Origin of the sequence: Streptomyces sp. NPDC000410, from assembly GCF_040300305.1 — a bacterium.
Lineage (GTDB): Bacteria > Actinomycetota > Actinomycetes > Streptomycetales > Streptomycetaceae > Streptomyces.
Genome location: NZ_JBEPDM010000002.1, coordinates 392,110 through 417,813 on the forward strand (window position 1 = coordinate 392,110; position 25,704 = coordinate 417,813).

24 protein-coding genes are annotated in these 25,704 nt (G+C 72.7%); 12 read left to right on the plus strand and 12 right to left on the minus strand.

The window, feature by feature from the left end; translation table 11 throughout:
• Positions 1-67: 67 nt before the first annotated feature.
• The 4 genes from ABT342_RS05120 to ABT342_RS05135 form a co-directional block, all read right to left on the minus strand.
• The gene (locus ABT342_RS05120) at positions 68-826 is read right to left on the minus strand and encodes an SDR family NAD(P)-dependent oxidoreductase (RefSeq protein WP_351567178.1); all 759 of its coding nucleotides are present in this window, start codon (positions 824-826) and stop codon (positions 68-70) included.
• Between the two features lie 142 nt (positions 827-968).
• Positions 969-2,501: an MFS transporter gene (locus ABT342_RS05125; protein WP_351567181.1), complete on the minus strand. Its 1,533-nt coding sequence runs from the start codon at positions 2,499-2,501 to the stop codon at positions 969-971.
• 77 nt (positions 2,502-2,578) lie between these two features.
• Entirely contained in the window at positions 2,579-3,163 is a 585-nt protein-coding gene (locus tag ABT342_RS05130; RefSeq protein ID WP_351567184.1) for a TetR/AcrR family transcriptional regulator, read from the minus strand.
• 32 nt (positions 3,164-3,195) lie between these two features.
• On the minus strand, positions 3,196-3,609 hold the full coding sequence (locus ABT342_RS05135; protein ID WP_502965459.1) for a helix-turn-helix domain-containing protein: 414 nt from the start codon (positions 3,607-3,609) through the stop codon (positions 3,196-3,198).
• A gap of 113 nt (positions 3,610-3,722) precedes the next feature.
• On the opposite strand from ABT342_RS05135, the gene ABT342_RS38195 reads away from it, so the two are divergent.
• Positions 3,723-3,971: an EamA family transporter gene (locus tag ABT342_RS38195; protein WP_502965460.1), complete on the plus strand. Its 249-nt coding sequence runs from the start codon at positions 3,723-3,725 to the stop codon at positions 3,969-3,971.
• On the opposite strand, the gene nirD is transcribed toward ABT342_RS38195, so the two are convergent.
• The 3 genes from nirD to ABT342_RS05155 are packed head-to-tail and all read right to left on the minus strand — an operon-like array spanning position 3,889 to position 8,133.
• Positions 3,889-4,281, minus strand: coding sequence for a nitrite reductase small subunit NirD (nirD, locus tag ABT342_RS05145; protein WP_351567190.1), 393 nt, complete (start codon positions 4,279-4,281; stop codon positions 3,889-3,891). The genes ABT342_RS38195 and nirD overlap by 83 nt on opposite strands.
• Positions 4,278-6,794, minus strand: coding sequence for a nitrite reductase large subunit NirB (gene nirB, locus ABT342_RS05150; protein ID WP_351567193.1), 2,517 nt, complete (start codon positions 6,792-6,794; stop codon positions 4,278-4,280). The genes nirD and nirB overlap by 4 nt, the downstream gene beginning before the upstream one ends.
• Before the next feature lies 1 nt (position 6,795).
• Entirely contained in the window at positions 6,796-8,133 is a 1,338-nt protein-coding gene (locus tag ABT342_RS05155) for an NAD(P)/FAD-dependent oxidoreductase (RefSeq protein ID WP_351567196.1), read from the minus strand.
• Between the two features lie 197 nt (positions 8,134-8,330).
• On the opposite strand from ABT342_RS05155, the gene ABT342_RS05160 reads away from it, so the two are divergent.
• Entirely contained in the window at positions 8,331-9,110 is a 780-nt protein-coding gene (locus tag ABT342_RS05160) for a sulfite exporter TauE/SafE family protein (RefSeq protein WP_351567199.1), read from the plus strand.
• A gap of 44 nt (positions 9,111-9,154) precedes the next feature.
• On the opposite strand, the gene ABT342_RS05165 is transcribed toward ABT342_RS05160, so the two are convergent.
• From ABT342_RS05165 to soxR, 3 genes are all read right to left on the minus strand, one after another.
• Positions 9,155-9,772, minus strand: coding sequence for a class F sortase (locus tag ABT342_RS05165; RefSeq protein ID WP_502965466.1), 618 nt, complete (start codon positions 9,770-9,772; stop codon positions 9,155-9,157).
• A 229-nt stretch (positions 9,773-10,001) separates the two neighbouring features.
• Complete coding sequence (locus ABT342_RS05170; protein WP_351567202.1) at positions 10,002-10,529, minus strand: GVDTG sorting domain-containing protein; 528 nt, start codon at positions 10,527-10,529, stop codon at positions 10,002-10,004.
• Positions 10,530-10,906: 377 nt separating this feature from the next.
• Positions 10,907-11,362 (minus strand): redox-sensitive transcriptional activator SoxR, encoded by a 456-nt coding sequence (gene soxR, locus ABT342_RS05175; RefSeq protein WP_351567205.1) that lies wholly within the window; start codon positions 11,360-11,362, stop codon positions 10,907-10,909.
• Positions 11,363-11,417: 55 nt separating this feature from the next.
• Between soxR and ABT342_RS05180 the strand changes: the two genes are divergently transcribed.
• The 7 genes from ABT342_RS05180 (at position 11,418) to ABT342_RS05210 (ending at position 19,101) form a co-directional block, all read left to right on the plus strand.
• The gene (locus ABT342_RS05180) at positions 11,418-12,029 is read left to right on the plus strand and encodes an NADPH-dependent FMN reductase (RefSeq protein ID WP_351567208.1); all 612 of its coding nucleotides are present in this window, start codon (positions 11,418-11,420) and stop codon (positions 12,027-12,029) included.
• Between the two features lie 15 nt (positions 12,030-12,044).
• Positions 12,045-13,781: an ABC transporter ATP-binding protein gene (locus ABT342_RS05185; protein WP_351567334.1), complete on the plus strand. Its 1,737-nt coding sequence runs from the start codon at positions 12,045-12,047 to the stop codon at positions 13,779-13,781.
• The gene (locus tag ABT342_RS05190) at positions 13,778-15,625 is read left to right on the plus strand and encodes an ABC transporter ATP-binding protein (protein WP_502965461.1); all 1,848 of its coding nucleotides are present in this window, start codon (positions 13,778-13,780) and stop codon (positions 15,623-15,625) included. The genes ABT342_RS05185 and ABT342_RS05190 overlap by 4 nt, the downstream gene beginning before the upstream one ends.
• A gap of 115 nt (positions 15,626-15,740) precedes the next feature.
• Positions 15,741-16,349: an IS607 family transposase gene (locus ABT342_RS05195; protein ID WP_351567211.1), complete on the plus strand. Its 609-nt coding sequence runs from the start codon at positions 15,741-15,743 to the stop codon at positions 16,347-16,349.
• Positions 16,346-18,295, plus strand: coding sequence for a zinc ribbon domain-containing protein (locus tag ABT342_RS05200; RefSeq protein ID WP_351567214.1), 1,950 nt, complete (start codon positions 16,346-16,348; stop codon positions 18,293-18,295). The genes ABT342_RS05195 and ABT342_RS05200 overlap by 4 nt, the downstream gene beginning before the upstream one ends.
• 24 nt (positions 18,296-18,319) lie before the next feature.
• Positions 18,320-18,652 (plus strand): divalent-cation tolerance protein CutA, encoded by a 333-nt coding sequence (gene cutA, locus ABT342_RS05205; RefSeq protein ID WP_502965462.1) that lies wholly within the window; start codon positions 18,320-18,322, stop codon positions 18,650-18,652.
• Positions 18,649-19,101 carry a gamma-glutamylcyclotransferase family protein gene (locus ABT342_RS05210; RefSeq protein WP_351567217.1) on the plus strand — a complete coding sequence of 151 codons (453 nt, stop codon included), beginning with the start codon at positions 18,649-18,651 and terminating at the stop codon, positions 19,099-19,101. Before cutA ends, ABT342_RS05210 begins: the two co-directional genes overlap by 4 nt.
• Positions 19,102-19,351: 250 nt before the next feature.
• Here the strand turns inward: ABT342_RS05210 and ABT342_RS05215 are convergent, their stop codons facing one another.
• Positions 19,352-21,496, minus strand: coding sequence for a molybdopterin oxidoreductase family protein (locus ABT342_RS05215; RefSeq protein ID WP_351567220.1), 2,145 nt, complete (start codon positions 21,494-21,496; stop codon positions 19,352-19,354).
• A gap of 98 nt (positions 21,497-21,594) precedes the next feature.
• Positions 21,595-22,275 (minus strand): SanA/YdcF family protein, encoded by a 681-nt coding sequence (locus ABT342_RS05220; protein ID WP_351567223.1) that lies wholly within the window; start codon positions 22,273-22,275, stop codon positions 21,595-21,597.
• Between the two features lie 236 nt (positions 22,276-22,511).
• Here ABT342_RS05220 and ABT342_RS05225 point away from each other — a divergent pair, with 236 nt between their 5' ends.
• The 3 genes from ABT342_RS05225 (at position 22,512) to ABT342_RS05235 (ending at position 25,640) form a co-directional block, all read left to right on the plus strand.
• Complete coding sequence (locus ABT342_RS05225) at positions 22,512-23,228, plus strand: hypothetical protein (RefSeq protein ID WP_351567226.1); 717 nt, start codon at positions 22,512-22,514, stop codon at positions 23,226-23,228.
• 117 nt (positions 23,229-23,345) lie between these two features.
• A complete protein-coding gene (locus ABT342_RS05230; RefSeq protein ID WP_351567228.1) occupies positions 23,346-24,293 on the plus strand; it encodes a sirohydrochlorin chelatase in 948 nt (315 codons plus the stop codon).
• Between the two features lie 36 nt (positions 24,294-24,329).
• The gene (locus ABT342_RS05235) at positions 24,330-25,640 is read left to right on the plus strand and encodes a deoxyguanosinetriphosphate triphosphohydrolase (protein WP_351567230.1); all 1,311 of its coding nucleotides are present in this window, start codon (positions 24,330-24,332) and stop codon (positions 25,638-25,640) included.
• The last annotated feature ends 64 nt before the right edge of the window (positions 25,641-25,704 follow it).

Below are 25,704 nucleotides of genomic sequence, written 5' to 3' on the forward strand. Positions count from 1 at the left end.
ACTCCTCGGTAGGGAAGACCTGTGCCGCCAGCGTACGACCGTCCGGAACGGGCCGGGCGGACAGGGCCTACGCGGCGGACCCCGAGTCGATCACCAGGTCCGTGCCGACGACGGAACCCGCGAGCGGCGACGCGAGGTAGAGCACGGCCTCGGCGACCTCCTCCGCCGACGCGATCCGGCCGAGCGGGTTCTCCGACTTCGCCCGCTCGGCGCGGTCGGCCTCGGTCTGACCGGGCGCCAGCGACATGGGCCCCTCGGCGGCGCCGGGGCTCACGGCGTTGATCCGTACGCCCTGCTGGATGTGGTCCAGGGCGGCGGCCCGGGTCAGCGCGGAGACGGCGGCCTTGGAGGTGATGTACGCGGCGAGGTTCGGGATGCGCATATGGGCGCCGAGGTTGGAGGAGACGTTCACGATGGCGCCGCCGCCGTGCTCCTTCATGTACGCGATCTGGTGCTTCATCGCCAGGAAGACGCCGGTGACGTTCGTGCGCAGGACCGTGTCCCAGTCCTCCTCGCCGACCTCGTCGAGCGGCCCGGCACCGAGCAGTACGCCGGCGTTGTTCACGGCGATGTCGAGCCCGCCGAACCGGTCGACGGCCGCCGCGACGAGGGCGCGTACGTCGTCGGAGCGGGTGATGTCGGCGGTGTGGGCGGCCGCGGTGCCGCCCGCCTTCTCGATGAGGGCGACGGTCTCTTCGAGGCGGGCGAGGGTGCGTCCGGCGACGGTGACGTTCGCGCCTTCGGCGGCGAAGGCGAGGGCGATGGCGCGGCCGAGGCCGGTGCCGGCGCCGGTGACGAGGACGGAGCGACCGGTGAAACGAGACATCTGTGAAACTCCTGTTTCGGGTTGTTCGCGCGGATTGCGGATCGCGGATTGCTCGCGCGGATTTTTCTGTGCGGATGCGGATGCGGATTGCTTTTGGGTGGATTGCTTCGTGTGTTACCGGCTTGTTCGGTGTGCTACCGGCTTACCTCGCCCGTTCCTTCGTGCGGAGGAGGGACAGTGCGAGGGCGGCGAAGGCGCCCGCCGTCGCGGCGAGCGACGCGCTGTCGCTGCCGAGGGTGAGGAGCAGGGCGAAGACCACGGTCGGACCGAGCTCCATCGCGGTGTTCATGACGCCTCCCGCGAGACCGGTGTCGCGGAGCGGTACGCCGTCGGTGGCGAGGACCGCGGCCCCGGCGAAGGAGACGGCGGCCCCGGCGGGCAGCAGGACCAGGCCGGGCAGCAGGCCGAGGGCGTACGTGTACTCGAGTCCGTGTGCGGCGAGCAGCCCGAGCCCCGCGCCGCCGGTGACCAGCCCGGCGGCGGTGACCCTGCGCGCTCCGTACCGCCCGATGAGCGGCCCGGCGGCGCGGCCGGCGGAGAGCAGGGCGACGGCGAAGGGCACGAAGGCGGCGGACGTCTGCAGGGGCGAGTAGCCGCGCTCCTGCTGCAGGTGGAGCGAGAACAGGATGAACGTCGTCGCCGTCCCGGCCGCGACGAGCGCGACCGTGGCCAGGCCGAGCGCCCGGCGTGCGTCCAGCAGGAAGCGGGGCGGGAGGAGAGGGTCGGCGGCGCGCCGCTCGACGACCGCGAAGCCGACGAGGAGCGCCAGGCCGACGAGCAGCGGAACGGTCGCCTCGAGGACGAGCCCGTACGCGGCGAGGGTGATCCCGGCGGTGGCGAGTACGGCTCCGGGGATGTCCAGCGCCCGCCCGGCCCCCGGCGGGGTGGCGGGCAGCACCCGGGGTGCGAGCGCGAGCGCCAGACCCGCGACGACGAGCGGCACGGCGAAGGCCCAGCGCCACGACGTGAGCGCCGCGATGACCCCGGCGAGCAGGTTCCCGGCCGTCGCCCCGAGTACGGACAGCCCGCCCCAGGTGGCCATGGCCTTCCCGTACGAGGCGGCCGACGGGAACACCGCCCGTAGCACCCCCATCGCGGCGGGCGCGACGAGCGCCGCCCCGACGCCCTGCGCGAAGCGGGCCGCGAGCAGCGCGTCGTACGTCGTCGCGAGCGGCGCGGCGGCCGACGCCGCGGCGAAGACCAGCAGCCCGGCGGTGAGCGCCGCCCGCCCGCCGTACCGGTCGGCGAGCCGCCCGCCGAGGAGCAGCAGCCCGGCGAAGGTGAGCCCGTACGCGGCGCTGAGCAGCAGCAACTCGCCGCGGCCGATGCCGAACTCCTGGCCGATGCGGGGGAGCGGCACGGCGATCGACGCGAGCGTGAAGATGAGGGTGACCTGCACGGCGCCGAGCAGCGCGAAGGCGCTCCGCGCGGTGGCGGGCTTCTCGGGGGCCGGGTCCGGGGCCGCGGCAGAGGGCGACGGCGATGTGGACGGCGAGACCGACGCCGGGGGTGACGAGGGCGACGGCGGCGGCGTGAGCGTGGCCGTACCGCGCCCCGGGCCGCGGCCGGTACCCGCACCGGGTTTCTCGTGTGTGCTGCCCAGGGCTCGCTGCGCGTCGGTGACGCCGCCTTCCCTCGAACCTGCCTGCGAGCGGTTCCTGACCATCTCGTACATCCCCCTCATACTTGAACGATCGTTCTGTTATTGAGGCAGCGAAAACTGCCCCGGTCGGGCGCGGGACCGCGCCCCGGTCAGTCCAGCAGTGCCAGCGCCTGCTCCGTCGCGTCGCGCACCCGGGCCGGGTCGCTGGAGGCCTTGCCGACGACCCGGAGGCCCTGCATCAGGACGAGCAGCATCCTGGCCAGTGCCCGCGGATCGCGGTCCTCGGGCAGCTCGCCCTGTGCGCGGGCGCGCACCAGGGCGGAGTGCAGCAGCGTCTCGACGTACTCCCAGCTGCTCTCGACCCGCCGGGTGGCGGTCCGGTCGTGCGGGGCCAGTTCGGCCGCCGTGTTGGTGATGAAGCAGCCGTTCAGCCGGTGTTCGTCGGACGCCGCCTCGGCGGCGAACCGGCGCACCAGGGCCCGGACGGCCGGCAGGGCGGGGCCGGGCTGGGAGAGCTCCGTCAGCATCGACGGGTCGCGGACCTCCGTGTACCGCTCCATCGCCTTCAGGTAGAGCTCGTGCTTGTTGCCGAAGGTCGCGTAGATGCTGGCGCGGCCGATCCCCAGGTGCTCGACGAGGTCCGCCATGGACGTCGCCTCGTAGCCGCGGCTCCAGAACAGCTCGAGGGCTGCCTGGAGTGCGGCGTCCGGATCGAATTCCCTTGTTCTGGCCACGGTGTGACCCTACGTCTATCTGGAACGGTCGGTCAAGTAATGCCGGCGCGCTGGTACGCGCCCGGCGTCACCCCGTAACACCGCACGAACCACCGGTGGAAGTGCGGCTGGTCCGCGAACCCGGCCGACACCGCCGCGTCCGCCGCCGTCCCGCCGGCCGTCAGCAGCTCCCGCGCCCGGCGCAGCCGCAGCAGGCGCTGGTACTCGCTCGGCGTCATCCCGTACTCGGCGCGGAACGCCCGGTACAGCGCGAACCGGCTCAACCCCGTCGCATCCGCCAGCTCCTGTCCCGGCACCTGCTCGACGAACCGTTCCCGCAGCACCGCCCGCGCCCGCCGCGCGGCCCGCTGCCGGGCCCCGTCCGACGCCTCGCGCAGCACGGCAGGCCCGTGCGCGCCCCGCCGTGCCATCGCCGTCACCGCGGCCGTCAGCCGCTCGTCCCGCACCAGCGCGTCCGCCCCGCCGGCCGGCGCCGTATGAAGCCGGAGCAGCGTGCCGCGCAGGACGGAGTCGCCCGGCCGCCGTCGCGAACCTCTTCTACTACCGGGGAGTCGCGGCGGTGGGCCCCGCCTCCGCCTCCCTGATGATGTTCACGGTCCCGGTCTTCGGCTCCTTCTGCGCCTACGTCTTCCTGGGCGAGTCCCTCGGGCCGGTGCAGACGGCCGGGGCGGTCGTGCTGCTGGCGGGCGGGCTGCTCGCGGCCATGAGCGGTGCCGGCCGGACGTTCAGCGCGAGGCGGACCCGGACCCGGACGGAGGCCCGGCCGCCGTACCGCCCGGACGCGGAGACCGCTCGTCGGACCTCCTGACCGGGAAGGTGGAGACCGACACGGAATCGTCGTCCAGGCAGCGGCCCGTCTCCAGGTCGAAGCGCTGCTTGAGCAGCGGTGAGGCGACGAAGGGGCGGCCGGACGCGGAGCCGAGCAGCCCCCGGGAGAGGACCTGGGCGCCGGTGAAGGGGTCGCGGTTGTCGATCGCGAAGGCGCGGCCCGCGCGGTCCAGGAAGAGGGCGGCCTGGCGGCCGTCGGGGAGGAGGGCCACGACGCCCCGGCCGGGTGTCAGACGGGAGGGGTCGCAGACCGGGAACCAGGTGCCGTCGAGGTCGAGTTGGAGGGTCATCGAGTGAGGGTGCCTTCCAGGGTCAGGGTGGTCAGGTTCGGCTTGATCTGGTCCCGCTCCGGGACGAACTTCACCGACGGGTCGGGTACGTCCGGGGCGTTCACGAACGACACGAAGCGGCGCAGCCGGTCAGGGTCGTCCAGGGTCTCGGCCCATTCGTCGCGGAAGCCGGCGACGTGCTCGGCCATCAGGGACTCGAGTTCGTCGCAGAGACCGAGCGAGTCGTGGACGACCACGTCGCGGAGGTGGTCCAGGCCGCCTTCCAGGCGCTCCAGCCACACCGAGGTGCGCTCCAGGCGGTCGGCGGTGCGGATGTAGAACATCAGGAAGCGGTCGATGAGGCGGACGAGTTCGGCGTCGGAGAGGTCCTGGGCGAGCAGGTCCGCGTGGCGGGGGGTGGCGCCGCCGTTGCCGCCGACGTACAGGTTCCAGCCGGACGCGGTGGCGATCACGCCGAAGTCCTTCGACTGGGCCTCGGCGCACTCGCGGGCGCAGCCCGAGACGGCCGACTTGAGCTTGTGCGGGGCGCGCAGGCCCCGGTAGCGCAGCTCCAGGTCGATCGCCATGCGGACGCTGTCCTGGACGCCGTAGCGGCACCAGGTCTGCCCGACGCAGGACTTGACCGTCCGCAGCGCCTTTCCGTACGCGTGGCCCGACTCGAAGCCCGCGTCGACGAGGCGGGTCCAGATCGCGGGGAGCTGGTCGACGCGGGCGCCGAAGAGGTCGATGCGCTGGCCGCCGGTGATCTTCGTGTAGAGGCCGAAGTCGCGAGCCACCTCGCCGATCACGATGAGTTTGTCGGGGGTGATCTCGCCGCCGGGGATGCGGGGGACGACCGAGTAGGAGCCGTTGCGCTGGATGTTCGCGAGGAAGTGGTCGTTGGTGTCCTGGAGGGCGGCTTGCTCTCCGTCGAGGATGTAGCCGTTGCTCAGGGACGCCAGGATCGAGGCGACCGTCGGCTTGCAGATCTCGCAGCCGTCACCGCCGCGCGCCTCCTCGCGGCCGTGCCCGTCGAGGAGGGCCGCGTACGAGGTCAGGCGCCGGGTGCGGACGATCTCGTACAGCTCACTGCGCGTGTGCGGGAAGCAGCCGCACAGGCCCGTGTCCTCGGGCTGGGGGAGGAGCTGGCCGATCACCTTCACGCAGCTGCCGCAGCCCGTGCCCGCCTTGGTGCACTTCTTCACCTCGGGGAGGGAGGAGCAGGCGCAGATCTCGGCCTTGGTGACGTTGTGGCAGGAGCAGATGACCGCGTCGTCGGGGAGCGCGGACGGGCCGAGCGCGACGGGCGCGCCGACGCCGGCCGGCAGGACGAGCTGTTCGGGCGGGACGGGCGGGACCGAGCCGGTGAGCGGGCGGAGCATGCCGTACGACTCGGCGTCGCCGACCAGGACGCCGCCGAGGAGCTCGCCCTCCGGGCTGACGACGAGCTTCTTGTAGACGCCGGCGCGGGAGTCGGAGTAGACGACGTCGAGGCAGCCGTCGGCCGTGCCGTGCGCGTCGCCGAAGGACGCCACGTCCACGCCGAGGAGCTTGAGCTTGGTCGACAGGTCGGCTCCGGTGAACCCGGACTCCGACTCCTCGTCCGCGAGGACGGACGCGACCGTGTTCGCCATCTCGTAGCCCGGCGCGACCAGGCCGTACACCCTGCCGTCCGCCGCGAGCGCGCACTCGCCGATCGCGTACACGGACGGGTCGGACGTACGGCATCGCTCGTCGACCACGATGCCGCCGCGCTCCCCGACCGCGAGGCCCGCGTCGCGGGCGAGCTGGTCGCGCGGGCGGACGCCCGCCGAGAAGACGACGAGGTCGGTGGCGAGGGTGGAGCCGTCCGACAGCTTCATGCCGGTGACGGTGGAGTCCCGCGTGACGATCTCCTGGGTGCCGACGGCCGTGTGGACCGTCAGGCCCATGTTCTCGATCGTGCGCAGGAGGGCCGCGCCACCGCCGTCGTCCACCTGGACCGGCATCAGGCGGGGCGCGAACTCGACGATGTGGGTGTCCAGGCCGAGGCCCTTGAGCGCCCCCGCCGCCTCCAGGCCGAGGAGGCCGCCGCCGACGACCGTGCCGGTGCGGGAGGTCTTCGCGTACTCCTCGATCGCGAGGAGGTCCTCGATGGTGCGGTAGACGAAGCAGCCCTCGGCGTCCCGGCCGGGGACGGGCGGGACGAACGGGTACGAGCCCGTGGCCAGGACGAGGCTGTCGTAGCTGAAGGTCCGGCCGGCGCGGGAGGTGACCGTGCGGGTGGTGACGTCGACCGTCTCCGCCGGGTCGTCGAGGTGGAGTTCGATGCCGTGCCGGGCCATGAAGCCGTCCTCGACGAGGGAGAGGTCGTCGGGGGTCCGGCCGGAGAAGTACGAGGTCAGCTGGACGCGGTCGTATGCCGGGCGGGGCTCCTCGCACAGGACGACGATCCGCGCGCGGCTCGTCACGCCCCGCTCGGCGAGGGCCTCCAGGAAGCGCTGGCCGACCATTCCGTGGCCGACGAGCACGATCGTGGGGGTGGTCGTCGTCATCTCAGAGTCCTCCGTCGGTGGTGAGCAGGTGGAGAAGGGGGGCGTCGTCGTGATCGGGGAGGGGTTCGTCGGCCTCCCAGGCGCGGGCGAGCGTGCCGACCCGGGCGAGGTCTCCGAGCAGTACGCCGCCGACGAGGCGGTCGCCGCGGACGACGACCTTCCGGTACGCGCCGCGGGTGGCGTCGGTCAGTTGGACGACGTCGTCGCCGGGGCGGGGGGTCGGCTCGCCGAAGGTGGCGAGGTCGAAGGGGGCGTGGTCCGGGACGGGGCCCGAGAGGGTGAGGCGGGTGAGGGCGCGCGTGCCCGTGTAGCGGGGGGGCTCGGTTCGGGGGGCGGGCCCGGATGCCTCGGGGGCGGGCATGGAGCCACCCGTGCGGGCCGGTGGGTGCGTCACTCCTGTGCGGGTCGACTGCCCGTCACCGGCCAGGATGCCCGCCAGCGCGTCCGCCTGCTCCAGCGCGGGAGTCGCCAGCCCGTACACCCGCCCGCCGTGTTCCGCGCAGTCGCCGATCGCGTGGATGTACGGGTCCGACGTACGCAGCTCGTCGTCGACCACGATGCCCTGACGGACCTCCAGGCCCGCCTCCGCCGCGAGGCCCGTGCGGGGGCGGACGCCGCAGGCCAGGACCACGGTTTCGGCGTCCAGGACGAAGCCGTCGGCGAGTTCGACGCCGCACACGCGGGCCCCGTCGGCGCGCAGGCCACGGGCGTGGCACTCCGTGTGGACCTCCACCCCGAGGGCCTCCACGTGGCGCCGGACCAGCTCGCCCGACGCCGCGTCGAGGTGGCGGTCCATCAGGTGGGGGCCCTGGTGGGCCAGGACCACGTCCGCGCCGCGTTCGGCCAGGGCGCGGGCCGCCGAGACGCCCAGGAGGCCGCCGCCGACGACCACGGCGCGGGTGCCGGGGAGGGCGGCGGCCGCGAGGGCCAGGCAGTCGTCGAGGGTGCGGAAGGGGTGGACGCCGTCCGGGAGGCGCCCGCCGCCGATGCCGCGCAAGGGCGGCAGCACCGGGTTCGAGCCGGTCGCCAGGACCAGCCGGTCGTACGGCAGCTCGAAAGCCTCCGCGCCGTCCGCGCAGTGCACCACCCGGGCCGCCCGGTCGATCGAGACCGCCCGGACGCCGCGCCGCACCGGCACCGGCGGCAGGGCGACCACCTCGGGCCCGTACCGCCCGGCGAGGACCTCCGCCAGCAGCACCCGGTTGTACGGGTCGTGCGGTTCCTCGCCGAGCAGCGTGACGTCGAACGACGGGGAGGACGACGGGGACGACGCGGACAGCTGTCGCGCCAGCCGCGTCCCCGCCATTCCGGCGCCGATCACCACGATCCTGGAGTCCATGCAGGCAGCCTGCGCCGCTGCTGTTACCCGCCCGCATCCCGGCTGTTTCCCGCGAGGAACGCTGCCCTCAGCGGACGGCCCGCCGGAGTGTGAGGGCCGGGCGGGTCCGTCTTCCCGTCCGGCTGCCCGCTCACCTTCCCGTCCGCCTTCCCGATCTTGCCGGACGGGAGATCATGTAAGGGGCTAAGCTCGCATGCATGCCTGACATATCGCTGACCACCCTGCTGCTCCTCTGCCTCGCCGCCGCGTTGGCCGGCTGGATCGACGCGGTGGTGGGCGGTGGCGGGCTGCTCCTCATCCCCGCGCTGTTGCTCGGGCTGCCGCAGGTCCCGGCCGCGCACGCGCTCGGTACCAACAAGGCGGTGGCCATCGTCGGCACGACCGGTGCGGCGGTGACGTACGTCCGCAAGGCCCCGGTCAGTGTGAAGACGGCGGTACGGATCGGGCTCTTCGCCCTCGCCGGGTCGATGGGAGGGGCGTTCTTCGCGGCGGGCATCAGCAGCGACGTCCTACGGCCCGTGATCATGGTGGTGCTGCTCGGCGTCGCCGCGTTCGTGCTGTTCCGTCCGGCCTTCGGTACGGCGACCGAGGCCCGGGGCCCGGTCACCCGCGCCCGGGTCGTCACCGCGATCGTCCTCGTCGGTGGCGGGCTCGGCTTCTACGACGGGCTCTTCGGGCCCGGCACCGGCACCTTCCTGGTCCTCGCGCTCACGGCCGTGCTCCACCTCGACATGGTCACGGCCTCCGCCACCGCCAAGATCGTGAACGTCTGCACCAACGCCGGGGCGCTCGCGATGTTCGCCTACCAGGGCAGCGTGCTGTGGCAGCTGGCCGTGCTGATGGCGGTGTTCAATCTGGCGGGCGGCCAGCTCGGGGCGCGGATGGCGCTGCGCAAGGGGGCGGAGTTCGTGCGTGGGGTGCTGCTCGTGGTCGTGTTCTCGCTGGTGGCGAAGCTGGCCTTCGACCAGTGGGCGTGACCAGGCGGCGCAGCGGCGCGGTCCGGCGGGCGTGACCAGACGGCCTACTCGCGTACGCCGATGAGATGCGCGTACGCCACCACATTGCCCTGGTAGCCGGTCCTGGCGTCGAAGCGGCCGCCGCAGGTGATCACGCGCAACTCGGCCCGGTCGGCGGGCCCGTACACCTTCTGGTCCGGGAAGTCGTCGATCTCGTACGCCTCCACGGCGTCGACGGTGAACACGGCGGTGCGGCCGTCCTTGCGGAGCACCTCGATCCGGTGGCCCTTCTTCAGCGTGCCCAGGTGGTAGAGGACGGCGGGGCCGTCCGCGTTGTCGACATGGCCGACGACGATCGCGGTGCCCTTCGCGCCCGGGGCGGTGCCGTCCTCGTACCAGCCGGTCAGATCGGGGTCCGCCGCGGGCGGTACGACGAGACTGTTGTCCGGGGCGAGCCCGAGCCCCATCACGGGGGCGTCCACGTCGAGCCGGGGGATGCGGAAACGGACCGGTTCGGAGGGTGGCAGCGGGTCGGCGGCCGCTTCCGTGTGCCAGCCGGCCGAGAAGGCCGCCAAGGCCTGGGCGGCGGAGGGGGTCGGCGGGGTGATGTGCTGCGAGCCGTTCTGTATCAGCCACGCTCCGATACAGAAGGCGATGGCTATCAGCCAGCCCTTGGCCTTCATCCGCACACCCTCCGACAACATCCGAAGACAACACCCGACGGACAACACCCGACGGACGACACCCGACGGGGCGGCGTCCGAGGACGACTTCCGACGGACGACACCCGACGGGCGGCATCCGACGGGCAAATACGTCCCGCCTCCGTCAGCGCAACGCATGACGGAGGCGGGGGAGGGCGGGACATCGGACCGGCGTACGAGGCGGTGGAGGCCGCCCGGCAGCCGCCCGTCAGCTGCCCTGCGCGCCGCTCGCCCGACGGCGCAGGAGCCAGGTCCCGCCGACGGCGGCCGCGGCCACAACGGCCACACCCGCCGCGATCTGGGTGGTGTCGGGGCCGACGCTGCCGCCGACCCCTGTCTGTACATGGCCGCTCGGCTGCTGCCCGTGGGACCGCACCACGAGGTCGCCGGTGGCCTCCTTGCCGTTGTCGCACAGCAGGCCGATGCTGTAGGTGCCCGGCTTGGCACCCTTGGGCACCTTGAACTGGCCCACCACGACCTCCTTGTGCGTCGCGGGCGCCGCCTTGAAGTCACCCGCGCCGAGCGAGTGCGCGTCACCGGTGCCGTGGGCGTTCTTGCCGCAGGCGGTGGTGTTCACCGTGACGGTCTCGCCGGGTCCGGCGGCCTGGGGGTAGATCTCCAGCACCGCGAAGTCCTCGGCGTACGCGGCCGGCGCCGGGGCGGCGACCACACTGCCGAGACAGACGGCCGCGGTCACCAGCGCGGGGCCGGTCAGCAGGCGGGCGGTGGTGCGCATGTCGTCGTCCTCCGGGGCGATGGCGTCCGCCGCTCGGCGGCGGCGGACGGATCCTCAACTCCGAGGTAAAAGGCAGCGCGCCGTCCACGCCTGCTGATGGGTGATCAGATTCCCTCGTATCGCGTGGTGTGTCGCCCTGGACAGCACGCGTCCTCGCAGGTCACGGGCGTACGAGCGGACGCGGCCCACTCGTGGGGGCCGCGCTGCCACAAGGGTGACGCCGCCACCGGACGGGCGCGCCGGGCCCGTCGGGCGTGCCGGATTCGGCGCGGGCTCCTGGGCTCGGCAGGGCTTCCCGTACCCGGCCGGGCTCGCCGGATCCGGTCGGCGCGCCCGACGCGGTCGGGCGGGTCGGAGCCCCGGCGGGGCCGGCCCGGTCAGTCCTCGATGAGTCGTCGCGGGCCCGGCCCGTGCGAGGCCAGCTCGTCGGCGGGGTTGGACAGGACGCACCGGTCGATCGACAGGCACCCGCACCCGATGCAGTCCGTGAGATTGTCCCGCAGTCGCTCAAGTGTGCGGATCCGCTTGTCGAGATCCTCGCGCCAGCACTCCGAGATCCGCGCCCAGTCCTCCCGCGTGGGCGTCCGGTCGTCCGGCAGCAGCCCCAGTACCTCGCGGATCGTGGCGAGCGGGATGCCGAGTCGCTGGGAGGTGCGGATGAAGGCCACCCGGCGGAGCGTGTCCCGGCTGTAGCGCCGCTGGTTGCCCGAGGTGCGGCGGCTTTTGATCAGCCCCTCGCGTTCGTAGAAACGCAGTGCGGAGGGTGCGACTCCGCTGCGTTCCGCCAGCTCACCGACAGTGGCTTCCTTGGCGTCCCAGGCGAGATGCGTCATGTTCTCCAGAGTAGCGCTTGACCTCAACCATGGTTGAGGTAAGAGGCTCTTCGACATGGACATCAACACGCCCGAGCAGGCGTCTTCTCACGCATCCCTCAAGCTCGCCGTCATCGTCGCCAGCAACCGCGAGGGCCGCTTCGCGCCCGTCATCACCGACTGGTTCCTCTCCCGGGCCACCACCCACGACGACTTCACCATCGACGTCATCGACCTGGCCGACGTCGACCTGCCCGTTGCCCTCTCCTACCGGCCGGACGACGACGTGAAGGCCGAACTCGCCAAGGTCTCGCCCCGGCTCGAGGACGCCGACGCCTTCGTCGTCATCACCCCCGAGTACAACCACTCCTTCCCCGCCCCCCTCAAGAGCCTCATCGACTGGCACTACACCCAGTGGCAGGCCAAGCCCGTCGGCTTCGTCTCCTACGGCGGTATCTCCGGCGGTCTGCGCGCCGTCGAACAGCTCCGCCAGGTGTTCGCCGAGATGCACGCCGTCACCATGCGCGACGGCGTCCCCTTCCCCAACGCCCACTCCCAGTTCGACGCCGACGGACAGCACAAGGACCCGGCGGGCCCCGACGCCGCCGCCAAGACCATGCTCGACCAGCTCGCCTGGTGGGCCACCGCGCTGCGCGAGGCCAAGGCCCGCCGCCCCTACGCCGGTTGACGGCGGCGGACCATGATGCTGCTACGACTCCTCGGGCCCCGGCTGCGCCCGTACACCGTCCCCCTCGCCCTCGTCGTCCTCTTCCAGCTCGTCCAGACCCTCGCGTCGCTCTCCCTGCCCACCCTCAACGCCGATCTCATCAACAACGGCGTCCTGGCCGGCGACACCGGCCATGTGCTCGCCACCGGCGGCCGGATGCTCGCCCTCACCCTGCTCCAGGTCGGGAGCGCCGCGGCCGCCGTCTGGTTCGGCGGCCGCGTCGCCATGGGAATCGGCCGCGATCTGCGCGGCGACGTCTTCCGCCACGTACAGCGGTTCTCCGTCCGCGAGATGGGGCGCTTCGGCGCCTCCTCGCTGATCACCCGCACCACCAACGACGTACAACAGGTACAGACGCTGACCGTCCTCGTCCTGACGATGCTCGTCGCCGCCCCGCTGATGGCCCTGGGCGGCATCGCGATGGCGCTGAGCCAGGACGTACCGCTGTCCCTGCTCCTGCTCCTGTTCGCCGTCCTGCTCGCCGTCCCCGTCGCCCTGATCATCCGCCGGATGCGACCGCTGTTCCGGGGCATGCAGGAGCGTGTCGACCAGGTCAACCGGATGATGCGGGAGCAGATCACCGGCATCCGCGTCATCCGCGCCTTCGTGCGGGACGAGCACGAACAGCGCCGGTACGCCGAGGCCAACGGCGATCTGATGACCGTCGCGCTGCGCGCCGGCCGGCTCCAGGCACTGATGTTCCCGACGGTCCTGCTGGTGTGGGAGCTCGCGACCGTGGCCGTCATCTGGCTCGGCGGCCATCAGCTCGACTCCGGCGCCATGCGGCCCGGTTCACTGATCGCGTTCCTCAGCTATCTCATGCAGATCATGATGGCCGTGATGATGACGCTGTTCCTCGCGATGCAGCTGCCGCGCGCCGAGGTCAGCGCCGAACGGATCAAGGAGGTCCTCGACACCGGACAGGACACCCGGGCAGCGGGCTCCGGCGTCGTACGCGAGCTGCGCGCCCCCGGCCATCTGGAGATCCGCGGCGCCGACTTCAGCTACCCCGGCGCCCAGGAACCCGTCCTGCGCGCCATCGACCTCACCGCCCGCCCCGGCCGCACCACCGCCGTCATCGGCTCCACCGGCAGCGGCAAGACGACCCTGCTGGGCCTGGTGCCGCGGCTGCTCGACGCGACCGCGGGGCAGGTCCTGGTAGGAGGCACGGACGTACGGGACATCGACCCGGCCGTGCTGTCCCGCACCGTCGGCCTCGTACCGCAGAAGCCGTACCTCTTCTCCGGGACCGTCGCCACCAACCTGCGCTACGGAAACCCGGACGCGACGGACCGGGAACTGTGGCACGCGCTCGACATCGCCCAGGCCCGCGACTTCGTCGAAGCCCTGCCGGACGGGCTCGACGCGCCGGTCGCCCAGGGCGGCGGCAACCTCTCCGGCGGCCAGCGCCAACGGCTCGCCATCGCCCGCGTACTCGTCGCCCGGCCGCACATCTACCTCTTCGACGACTCCTTCTCGGCCCTCGACTACGCCACCGACGCGGCGCTGCGCGCGGCGCTCGCGGAGGAGACCGCGGACGCGACCGTCGTCATCGTCGCCCAGCGGGTCGCCACGATCCGCGGCGCCGACCGGATCGTCGTCCTCGACGAGGGCCGGATCGCCGGCAGCGGCACCCACACGGAACTGATGCGGGACAACCCCACCTACCGGGAGATCGTGCTCTCCCAGCTGACCGAGGAGGAGGCGTCATGACAGCGCCCGAGCGGAAGGGACCGCCGCAGCAGCGCGGACCGGGCATGGCATCCACCACCCCGTCCCTCGAACGGTCCCTGGACTTCCGCCGCTCCGGTCTGCGGCTGCTGCGAACGATGGGACCGGACCGGCCGCTGCTCCTCGCCGTCGTCGCCGCCGCGACGGCCGCCGTCGCCCTCGCCGTACTCGGCCCGAAGCTCCTCGGCCACGCGACGGACCTGGTCGTCGCGGGTGCCAGGAGCCCCGGTGGCGTCGACTTCCGCGCCGTGGGGGAGGTGCTCGCGGTCGTGCTCGGGGTGGTCGCGGGCTCCGCCGCCCTCACCTGGGCGCAGCTGCGGCTGGCCACGCACGTCGTCCAGCGGGCCGGTTACCGGCTGCGCGAGCGCGCCGAGGCGAAGCTGGCGCGGCTGCCGCTGTCGTACTTCGACAAGCAGCCGCGCGGCGAGATCCTCTCCCGCACCACGAACGACATCGACAACATCACCCAGACCATGCAGCAGGCCTTCAGCCAGATGATGCGGGCGCTGCTGACCATCGTCGGCGTGCTGGTGATGATGCTCTGGATCTCGCCGCTGCTGGCGCTGGTCGCCCTGGCGAGCGTGCCGGTGTCGCTGCTGCTGGCGGTCGCGATCGGCAAGCGGGCCCAGCCGCAGTTCGTCAAGCAGTGGGCCGTCACCGGCAAGCTCAACGGCCATGTCGAGGAGATGTACAGCGGGCACGCCGAGGTGCTGGTCTTCGGCCGGCAGCGACAGGCCGTGGAGACCTTCGACGCGCTGGGCGACGAGCTGTACGCGGCGAGTTTCCGCGCCCAGGTCGTCTCCGGCGTCATCCAGCCCGCGATGAGCTTCGTCGGCAACCTCAACTACGTGCTGGTGGCCGTCGTCGGCGGACTGCGGGTCGCGTCGGGCTCGCTGTCGATCGGCGACGTCCAGGCCTTCGTCCAGTACCTGTACGAGTTCAACGGGCCCGTCAACCAGGTCGCGTCGATGGCCAACCTGCTCCAGTCGGGAGTCGCTTCGGCGGAGCGGGTCTTCGACCTGCTGGACGCGGAGGAGGAGACCGAGGGGCCGGTCGCCACCCGTCTTCCCGGCCGCACCGGGAGGCGGGCCGGACGGGTCACGTTCGAGAACGTGTCCTTCCGCTACGAGCCCGCCAAGCCGCTCATCGACGACCTGTCGCTGACGGTCGAGCCGGGCCGGACCGTCGCGATCGTCGGCCCCACCGGGGCCGGAAAGACCACGCTGGTCAATCTGCTGATGCGGTTCTACGAGGCCACGGGCGGCCGGATCACCCTCGACGGCGCCGACATCGCGGCGATGTCGCGCGAGGACCTGCGCTCCGGCATCGGCATGGTGCTCCAGGACACCTGGCTGTTCGGTGGGACGATCGCCGACAACATCGCCTACGGAGTGCCGGGCGAGGTCTCCCGGGAGCGCGTCGTCGAGGCGGCGATGGCGGCCCACGCCGACCGCTTCATCCGGACCCTGCCGGACGGCTACGACACCGTGGTGGAGGAGGACGGCGGCGGGCTCAGCGCGGGCGAGAAGCAACTCCTCACCATCGCGCGGGCGTTCCTCGGCGAACCGTCGATCCTCGTCCTCGACGAGGCGACCAGCTCGGTCGACACCCGCACCGAAGTGCTGATCCAGCGGGCGATGTCCTCGCTGCGCGCAGGCCGCACGAGCTTCGTGATCGCACACCGGCTCTCCACGATCCGGGACGCCGACGTGATCCTGGTGATGGAGGAGGGCCGCATCGCCGAGCAGGGCACGCACGAGGAACTGCTGGCGGCGGGCGGGGCGTACGCGCGGCTGTACGAGGCGCAGTTCGCGGCGGTGGCCTAGGGGGCGTCCTACGGATCGGGCCCGAGCCCGTGGAGATCCGCCGGACAGGCTCATCAACTTCCTTAGTTATCAATAGTGTTGTGCATGTATTGTTGTGCGCATGGAGTTGCTGCGTATGTCCAAGGCCGCGAAGCGTCTCGGGATACACCCGATGACGCTTCGTCAGTGGGCGTTGGACGGCAAGATTCCGTTCACGTGGGTCGGTCGCGAGCGCCGGTTCTCCTCCGTGGATATCGAGAACATGAAGCGTGGCTCCTCCTCGATTGCCCGTCCGCGCTTGGAGTTGCTGTATGTACGCGTGTCCGGCTCGTCCGGGCAGGAGTCCTCTCTGGAGGCCCAGGAGACCGAGCTACGGGCCACTGCGACCGGTGAGGTCGTCAAGGTCGTCAAGGACCGAGGCTCGGGCTTGAAGGAGAACCGGCCTGGCCTGAACCGGGTGCTGACGATGGTGTCGGACGGCTCCGTGACCGTCGTGCGCGTCACCCACGAGGACCGGCTGGCCCGGTTCGGGGTCGGCTGGCTCAAGCGCCTGTTCGCCGTGTATGGGGTCACTGTGGAGGTGCTGCACCCGAAGAAGCTCGGCGGCCGGGATGAACTGTTGGAAGACTTCATCTCCCTGGTGACCACGTTCGCCGGCCGGTTGTACGGGATGCGTAGCGCGCAGAACCGTCGCCGTCTGCTGGCCGAGTCCGGTCAGTGTGACAACGAGGGCAGGGCCGCGTGAGCCGGAAACTGCCGCTCGCAGAAGGCGAGACCTACCGCACCGCTTGCGCCCGCGCCCTGATCCGATCGGGCGTGGACGAGAAGACAGGCGAGATCATCCCCGCCGCCGCGCTGGCGGAGCGGATCGGGTGGTGCCTTGATCTCGCCTCCGGCATGGCCGGGCGTCTCATCGCCGAGCACTGGAACACCGAAGACGTCGACAGCCTGGCATCCGGTGAGGACGCCGCAGGCCGCAAGCTCCCCTCGAATGCCTGGATGGCGCTGCGCCGCCTCGGATGGACCGTCGCCGCCCCGGTGAAGGTGAACGACCGGATCGTGCGCATGGCGCAGGAGACTGCCGGGCGGGCGCTGCGGTTGGTCAAGTGGCGTGCCGACCTGGTCGCCGGGGTCCTGGCGGTCTGGCCCGCCGATCCGGACAAGCGCACCGCAGCGGAGTGGGACGCGGTACGGGCCGCGATACCGGGCGGGGAGTCCTTGCCTTCCAGCGTGATCCGCTCCCGCACCCGGCAGATCACCGCATTCGCGCGCAAGAACGGGCGGCTCCCGGCCGATGTGTTCGAGTTGGAGGCCACACCGCGTGTACCGCGCATGCTGCTGCTCGCCGCTTGCGACGGGCAGCAGGCCACCATCGAACGCTCCGACGACGGACAGCGGGCACTGCTTCGGCTCCAGCTCCCCGTCCGGCCCGACCCCCAGGCGTACCGGGACTGGACCTGGGTGTCCTGCCCCGTCACCCTGCCCCCGACCGTTCCCGGATGCGCGGTGATCCACCTGCCCAACCTGCGCATCACGAGCGGGAAGGTACGCGCCGATCTCGCCTACACCCACCCCGTGCCCAAAGCTCAGCGCACTGGCCACGCCGTGGCGTTGGGTGTGGACTGGGGCTTGAACACTCTCCTCAGCGCAGGCGCGGCCCAGCTCCACGAAGACGGCCGGATCACCGCCCTCGGAACGGGTGCGCAGTTCCGCGCCGGCGGCGTTCTGGCCAAGCAATACCGGCTCCGCCGCGACTCCGAACGCCTCCACGCCAAGGCCGACCAGTACGCCCGGCTCGCCAGCCCCGCCCTGGACAGCAAGGCCGCGATCCTGGCGGAGGAGATCCGGCGCGTCTCGGCACGCCGCTCCAACCTCAACGACGCCCTGGCCTGGTCGGCTGCCCGCTGGACCGTGGACCAAGCCGTCGCGGCCGGAGCCACGGCCATCTACCTGGAAGACCTGCGGTCGATGGAAGCAGGCGGCATGAGCCGCACGATGAACACGCGTCTGTCCCAGACGGTGCGCGGCCAGATCACCGACCGCATCCGCCACCTGGCGGCCGAAGCGGGCATAGCCGTCGTCATCGTGCCGCCGCGCGACACCTCCAAGCACTGCCCCATGTGTCTCACCCCGCTCCGTCACCGCAAAGCCCCGGACCGACCCACCACCGCCGGATGGAAGTGGGCCATCTGTCCCGGCTGCGCGTGGCAGGGCGACCGCGACCAAGGAGCCTGGCGGCGGATCGCAGCACGCGGCCTCGCCCACCAGACCAAGACCGTCACAGACCGCGCCACCGGCACCATGGCCATCCGCTCGGTAGTCGAAGCCATGGAGACCAAGGCCGTCATCGTGGCCACCGAGAAGACCAGCCGGACAGACCGGTCCAAGACCGGCCCCACCCGGCCACGAACCAACCGCCTCACGCCCAGGCGACGTGAGGTTCCCTCCCCAGCACGGCCTTCGGGTCGCGCTGGCCAGCGTCCGGAGGGACACGCACCAACGGACCGGACCCGGCTGCCCCGTGCGGCCCACCGGCACCAGAGCGCGGCCACGATCAGCACACCCACCACCGGCCACCGGCCACGCGGAGCAGCACGAGGCGCGGGATTCCACCTCCACGCTCACGCTTCCCCGCCCAGGTGGGCAGAACCCACATCGGGCCCTACGGTTCACATGGGATCGCTTAGCTGATCAGAGACGCTTTAGGTTGGAGGCGTGACCCACGTGACCGTCATCACCGCCATCACCGTCCTGACGACGACCGACAGCGAGGCGAAGGCCGGGGAACTGGCACGCGGCGCGGTGGACGCCCGCCTCGCCGCCTGCGCGCAGATCTCCGGGCCCGTCACTTCCGTCTACCGCTGGCAGGACGCCATCGAGACGAGCGCGGAGTGGCAGATCCTCTTCAAGACCACCGAGGCCCGCTACGACGCGCTGGAGGCGCATCTGCGGGCGCACCACGACTACGACACGCCGGAGATCATCGCGACGCCCGTGGTGCGCGGCAGCGAGGCGTATCTGGAGTGGGTCGCGGCGGAGACGTCGTGACGGATGGTGCGGCGGGGGGTGAGGCGGGGGGCGCCCCTCTCCTCCCCTTCTTCGTCTACGGCACGCTGCGCCCCGGCGAACCCAACCACGACCTCTTCCTGCGCGGCCGCACCGCCGCGGAGCAGCCGGCCTGGCTGAGCGGGGCCGTCCTCTACGAGGGCCCCGGCTATCCGTACGCGGTCGAGGCCCCCGGCGAGGTCCTGGGCGACCTCGTCACGGCGGCCCCCGCCCACTACGCCGAACTCCTCGCGGTCCTCGACCACCTGGAGGAGTACGTGGCTCCCGGCGACCCGCGCAACCTCTACGAACGGGTCGCCCGGGACGTCCGCACGGCCACGGGGACGGTCGCGGCGTGGGTGTACGTGGCCTCACCCCCGACGGCCCGCGCCCTACGCGCCCACGGCACGCCGATCCCGGGCGGCGACTGGGCGGCGCGGGCGACGGGGTGACGGTGGGGGGCCGCTGCGCGGGGCCTTTCCCCTACCCGCCCCTTCCCGAACTGGGGGCAAGCCCCCAGACCCCCGGTACGGCCTTCGGCCGTGTCCTCAATCGCCGGACGGGCTGGAATGGGGCGCAGCCTCATATCCAGCCTCGCCGGCGTTTGAGGCGCGGGTTCTGGGGCGGAGCCCCAGTTCGGGAAGGGGCGGGGAGGGGAACAAGCCCGCCGCAGGCGCCCCCCCCGCCCCCACCCGCGCCCCGTCAGCCCCCCGCACCCGCACCCGGCTCCAGGCGGACCGCGCACACCTTGAATTCCGGCATGCGCGACGTCGGGTCGAGGGCCGGATTCGTCAGGGTGTTGGCCCGGCCGGCCCCCGGCCAGTGGAACGGCATGAACACCGTGTCCGGCCGGATCGCGTCCGTCACCCGCGCCGGCGCCACCGCCCGCCCCCGCCGCGACACCACCGCGACCGGGTCGCCGTCCGCGACGCCCACCCGGGCGGCGAGGCGCGGGTGGAGCTCGACGAAGGGGCCCGGCGCGGCGGCGTTCAGCTCGGGCACCCGGCGGGTCTGGGCACCGGACTGGTACTGGGCGACGACGCGCCCGGTGGTCAGCAGCACCGGGTACTCGGCGTCCGTCGACTCCCCGGCCTCCCGGTGCACGACGGGCACGAACCGCGCCCGCCCGTCCGGCGTCGCGAAGCGGTCCAGGAACAGCCGGGGGGTCCCGGGACGATCCTCCTCCGGGCACGGCCAGAAGACGCCCTGCTCCTCCTCCAGCCGCCGGTAGCTGATCCCCGCATAGTCCGCGAGGCCGCCCGCCGACGCCCGGCGCAGCTCCTCGAAGACCTCCTCCGGGTCGGCCGGGAACCCCTTCTCGCACCCCAGCAGCGCGGCCAGCGCCTCCAGGACCTCCAGGTCGCTGCGTACCCCCGTCGGCGGAGTGACCGCGCGCCGCCGCAGCAGCACCCGGCCCTCCAGATTGGTCATCGTCCCCGTCTCCTCGGCCCACTGGGTCACCGGGAAGACCACATCGGCCAGCTCGGCGGTCTCCGACAGCACCACATCGGCGACCGCGAGGAAGTCCAGCGCGCGCAGCCGCTCCTCGACGTGCGCGGCGCGCGGCGCGGACACCACCGGGTTCGAGCCCATCAGCAGCAGCGCCCGCACATCACCCCCGAGCGCGTCCAGCAGCTCGTACGCACTGCGCCCCGGCCCCGGCAGCGAGTCGGGGTCCACGCCCCACACCCCGGCCACGTGCGCCCGCGCCGCCGGGTCGTCCAGTTTCCGGTACCCGGGCAGCTGGTCCGCCTTCTGGCCGTGCTCGCGGCCGCCCTGGCCGTTGCCCTGCCCGGTGAGGCAGCCGTAACCGGACAGCGGCCGGCCCGCGTTCCCCGTCGCGAGGGCGAGATTGATCCAGGCGCCGACCGTGTCGGTGCCCTTCGACTGCTGCTCGGGCCCGCGCGCCGTGAGGACCATCGCGGCGGTCGCGTCGCAGAACATCTCCACCGCCGCCCGCAGTTGGGGCACGCCGACGCCCGTGATCCGCTCCACGAGCTCCGGCCAGTGGGCCATCGCCGCCGCCCTGGCCTCCTCCCACCCCGTCGTACGCTCCCGGATGAACTCCTCGTCCGTACGCCCCTGCGCCACCACCAGGTGCAGCAGCCCGAGCGCGAGCGCCAGATCGGTGCCGGGGCGCGGCGCCAGATGGAGATCGGCCTGCTCGGCCGTCTTCGTACGCCGCGGGTCGACGACGATCAGCGTGCCGCCGTTCGCCTTCAGCTCGGTGAGATAGCGCAGCGCGGGCGGCATCGTCTCGGCGAGGTTCGACCCGACGAGGATCACGCAGCCGGTCCGCGGAATGTCCTCCAGCGGGAACGGCAGCCCCCGGTCGAGACCGAACGCCCGCTGGTGCGCGGCCGCGGCCGACGACATGCAGAAGCGCCCGTTGTAGTCGATCTGCGAGGTGCCGAGCACGACCCGGGCGAACTTCCCGAGCGCGTACGCCTTCTCGTTCGTCAGGCCCCCGCCGCCGAAGACACCGACCGCGTCGGCGCCGTACCGCTCCCTCGTCCGCCGCAGACCCTCCGCCGTCGCCCGCAGGGCCTCCTCCCAGGTGGCCGGTTCGAGCCTGCCTGTGGCGGGGTGTCGGACCAGGGGCCCGGTCAGCCGCACCCGGGAGGAGAGCACGGCGGGTGCCGTACGTCCCTTGCCGCACAGGGCGCCCCGGTTCACGGGGAAGTCCGAGCGTTCGACGACCTCGACCTCGACCGCGTCTCCGGAGCCGGTCCCGGTCCCGGTCCCGGACCCGCGCAGATTCATGCCGCACTGCAGGGCGCAGTACGGGCAGTGCGTCGGAACGAGCGCGGGGGCGGGGGCGGGGGCGTGGGACGGTGCGTGGGACATGGCACCCAGCGTGCGTCGCCGGTGTTACGGATGCGGCCTCGTCGTATTACGGGCCCGGTACACGCACCTCCGCCCGCCGCCGGTGGAGCGGTGAGCCCTCAGGGCCCGACGGCCGACGCCAGTGCCTCGGTGACCCCGGGCTCCCGCGGGCCCAGGAACGTCGGATCGGGCTCGATCGCCGCGTCCAGCGCCGCCTTCCCCGCCGCGACCAGCTCCCGCGCCCCGCCGTAGTACCAGACCGAGTCGTGCGGCTCGGTGACCCCTACGCCGTACGACTCGACCCCCGCCGCGTCGCACAGCGCGAGCGCGCGGCGGATGTGGAAGCCCTGCGTCACCAGCACCGCCCGGTCCACGCCGAAGATCTTCTTGGCGCGGACGCACGAGTCCCAGGTGTCGAAGCCGGCGTAGTCGCTGACGATCCGCCCGTCCGGCACGCCGCGCTGGGTCAGATACGTCCGCATCGCGTCGGGCTCGTCGTACTCGGCCCGGCTGTTGTCCCCCGTCACCAGGACCACCCTGACCTTCCCCGCCCGGTACAACTCGGCGGCCGTGTCGAGGCGGTGCGCCAGATACGGGGTCGGCCTCCCGTTCCACAGGCCGGCGCCGAAGACGACGGCGACGTCCTGCGCGGGCACGTCCGCGACGGTACGGATCCGGCTGTCCGCGACCGCGTGCATCCAGGTCGCCGGGGCCAGCGCGAGCACGCACCCGAGCATCACGGCCTGCACGGCACGGCGCTTGCCGCGCCGGCTCCTCGGCACGAGCGTGAGCTTGCGCATGGACTGCCCCCTGGTCTTCGTACCCCGTTCGATGGTTCACCCCGTCCGACGCCCCAGGGGGCGCAATGGTTCACCGAGGGGCGCGGATGTGATCAGGAAGACTCGGATCACTCGTTCGAGGGGCGTCTTGTGGGCGTACGGATGGGAAAGGGCACGAACTCCTGCCGGACAAAGCATGCGTAAGGGAATGCTCGTGTGGTGCCGCTCCGAGCGGGTGATCCGGCATCATCGGTTTCATGATCAGTCAGTCGCACGACATCTACGCCGCCGCACGGAACAACGCGCAGTGGTGCGACGCCATGTGCCGGGCCCACGGGACCCCGGGAGTGTTCGGCGAGCGGGTCTGGAGCAGCGAGCGGCGGACTCCACCGCTCTACCCGGACGCCGTGACCCTGACGCAGGGCGCCACGGCGGGCGAGGTACTGGGCGAGATCGACCGCGACGCGCCGGGCTGTTCGGTCAAGGACAGCTTCGGGCAGCTGGACCTGTCGGCGGACGGCTTCGACGTCCTCTTCGAGGCCCGGTGGCTGCACCGGCCGGCCGTCCTCATCGCGCCCGTCTCACCCGACGACGTCACCTGGAGGCCCGTGCGCACGGCGCGGAGCCTGGCCGCGTGGGCGACCGCGTGGCGCGACGGCGACGACTCCCTGGCCGGACTCTTCCGGCCCGAGCTCCTCGCCGACCGGGCGACCACGGTGCTCGCCGGGACCGCGAAGGACGGTCGCACCGTCGCCGGTGCGGTGGTGACCCGCAGCGAGTCCGTCGTCGGCGTCTCGAACCTCTTCGGCTCGGACGGCGACCTCGACAGCGCCTGGGCGGGCTGCCTCGCGACCGTCGCCCACCTGTGGCCCGGAATGCCGGTCGTCGGCTACGAGCACGGCGACTCCCTGGCCGCCGCGACCCGCCAGGGCTGCGTCCCCGGCGGGGTGCTCCGGGTCTGGCTGGCGGCGTAGTCCCTCCATGCGGGAGGCGGCGGTCTGACAGCGCCCGGCCGGGACCGGTGAGCGCCCGGAAAACACCCGTCACCCCCACGCAATCACGCGGCAATCTGCGCCCGCCAGGATCGGTTCATGACGGAGTCGGTACACCCTCACGCGTCCCTGGCCCCGAACCCGCTGTTCCTCGACAGCACCGCGCAACTGCTCACCCGCATCACCACGGAGCTCGGGGCACAGCTCAGTCATGTCCGGCTCAATGGAGTGCGCAGGCCCATGAGTTCTCCCGAGATACATGCCCTCCCCGCCCCCGAGTCCGCTTCCGCTCCCGCGCCCGCCCTCGTCGCCGTCGCGCACGGCAGCCGCGATCCACGCGCCCCGCGCACGGTGAACCAGCTGCTCGACCGGGTCCGGGAGCTGCGCCCCGGGCTCGACGTACGACTCGGGCATATCGAGCTCGACGAACCGCTCCTGCCCGACACCCTCGCCGCCCTCGGCGCCCGCGACGCCGTCCTCGTACCGCTGCTGCTCGGACCCGGCCACCACGTGAAGCGGGACATCCCCGACGCCGTCGCCGCCGCGCCCCGCCTGCGGGCCCGGATCGCCGCGCCGCTCGGCCCGCACCCGCTGCTCGTCGAGGCGCTGTACGACCGGCTCACCGAAGCCGGATGGCGCGCCGAGGACAACGGCAGCCGCAGCGCGGGCGTGGTCCTCGCGGCCGCCGGCTCGCGCGACCCCGAGTCGGCCGCCGCCGCCCGACGCACCGCCGCGCTGCTCGGCGAGCGCCTGGGCGGGGTGCCGGTCCTCCCGGCGTACGCCTCCGCCGCCGCGCCCACCGTGCCCGACGCGCTGCGCGCCCTGGCCGCGCGCGGCCGTCACCGTACCGCCGTGGCCTCGTACTTCACCGCGCCCGGACGGTTCGCGACGGCGGCCGCGAACGCCACCGCGCACCTCGCCGCCGCCCCGCTGGGCGCGCATCCCGCGCTCGCACGGCTCGTACTGCACCGCTACGACGAGACGCTGGCGCGCACCGCTACGGCCACCGCGACCATGCGCAGAGGGCGTCAACTCGTCACCGCCTGAGTCACACGGTCGGCGGCAGCGGCTAACGTCAGGAGCATGGAAGGCACCACTGGCACCACCTCGGCCGATCCCGGATACGACGACACCGCCACCGAGCGCTGGGCCGCCGAGCCCGACAAACGCCCCGGCCGCACGGCCTTCCAGCGCGACCGCGCACGCGTGCTGCACTCCGGGGCCCTGCGCCGCCTCGCCGGGAAGACCCAGGTGGTGACCCCCGGCTCGCGCAGCGCCGCCTGGGACCCCAGTCCGCGCACCCGCCTCACCCACTCCCTGGAGTGCGCCCAGGTCGGCCGGGAGCTGGGCGCGGCGCTCGGCTGCGACCCCGATCTGGTGGAGGCCGCCTGCCTCGCCCACGACATGGGCCACCCGCCCTTCGGGCACAACGGCGAACAGGCCCTCAACGACGTCGCCAAGGACTGCGGCGGCTTCGAGGGCAACGCCCAGTCGCTGCGGCTGCTCACCCGCATCGAGCCCAAGCGGTTCGTGCACGACGGGGAGAGCGGCGAACTGGTCAGCGTGGGCCTCAACCTCACCCGCGCGGTGCTGGACGCGGCGACCAAGTACCCGTGGGCCCGCGGCGGTCACCCCACCGACCCCGGTTCGCCGAAATTCGGGGTGTACGAGGACGACCTGCCGGTCTTCGACTGGGCCCGCCAGGGCGCCCCGGCGCACCGCAAATGCTTCGAGGCCCAGGTCATGGACTGGTCGGACGACGTGGCGTACTCGGTCCACGACTTCGAGGACGGCCTGCACGCCGGCCACATCGACCCGAACGTCCTCCTCTCCGACCACGAGCGCCAGGAGATCTGGGACGTCGCCATCGGCCGTTACGTCCCCGACGACACGGACCCGCAGGAGCTGGCCGACGCCCTCGACCGGCTCGTCGACGAGGAGTGGTGGCCGCACGGCTACGACGGCACGGCCATCGCCCAGGCGCGCCTGAAGGACGCGACGAGCCAGCTCATCGGCCGGTTCTGCCTCGCCGCCGAGACCGCCACCCGGCAGGCGTACGGCACCGGGCGGCTCACCCGGTACGCCGCCGAGCTGGTCGTCCCCCGCGAGGCCCACGCCGAGTGCGCGGTCCTCAAGGCCGTCGCCGACCGCTATGTGATGCAGCGCGCCGAACAGGAGGTGCTCCGCGCCGACCAGCGCGTCGTCGTCGCCGAGCTCGCCGACGCCCTGGCCACCCGCGCACCGGAGGGCCTGGACCCGCAGTTCCGCGCGCTGTTCGACGCCGCGCCCGACGACCGGGCCCGCAAGCGCGTGATCGTCGACCAGATCGCGTCGCTCACGGACGCCTCGGCCCGCACGCTGCACGCCCGCCTGACGACGAGGCGCCGGGCCTAGGGCCTGATCCACAAGACAGGCCCTGGGGGTGCCCGGAGCCGACACGCCCGTCGCGGTTCTCCCT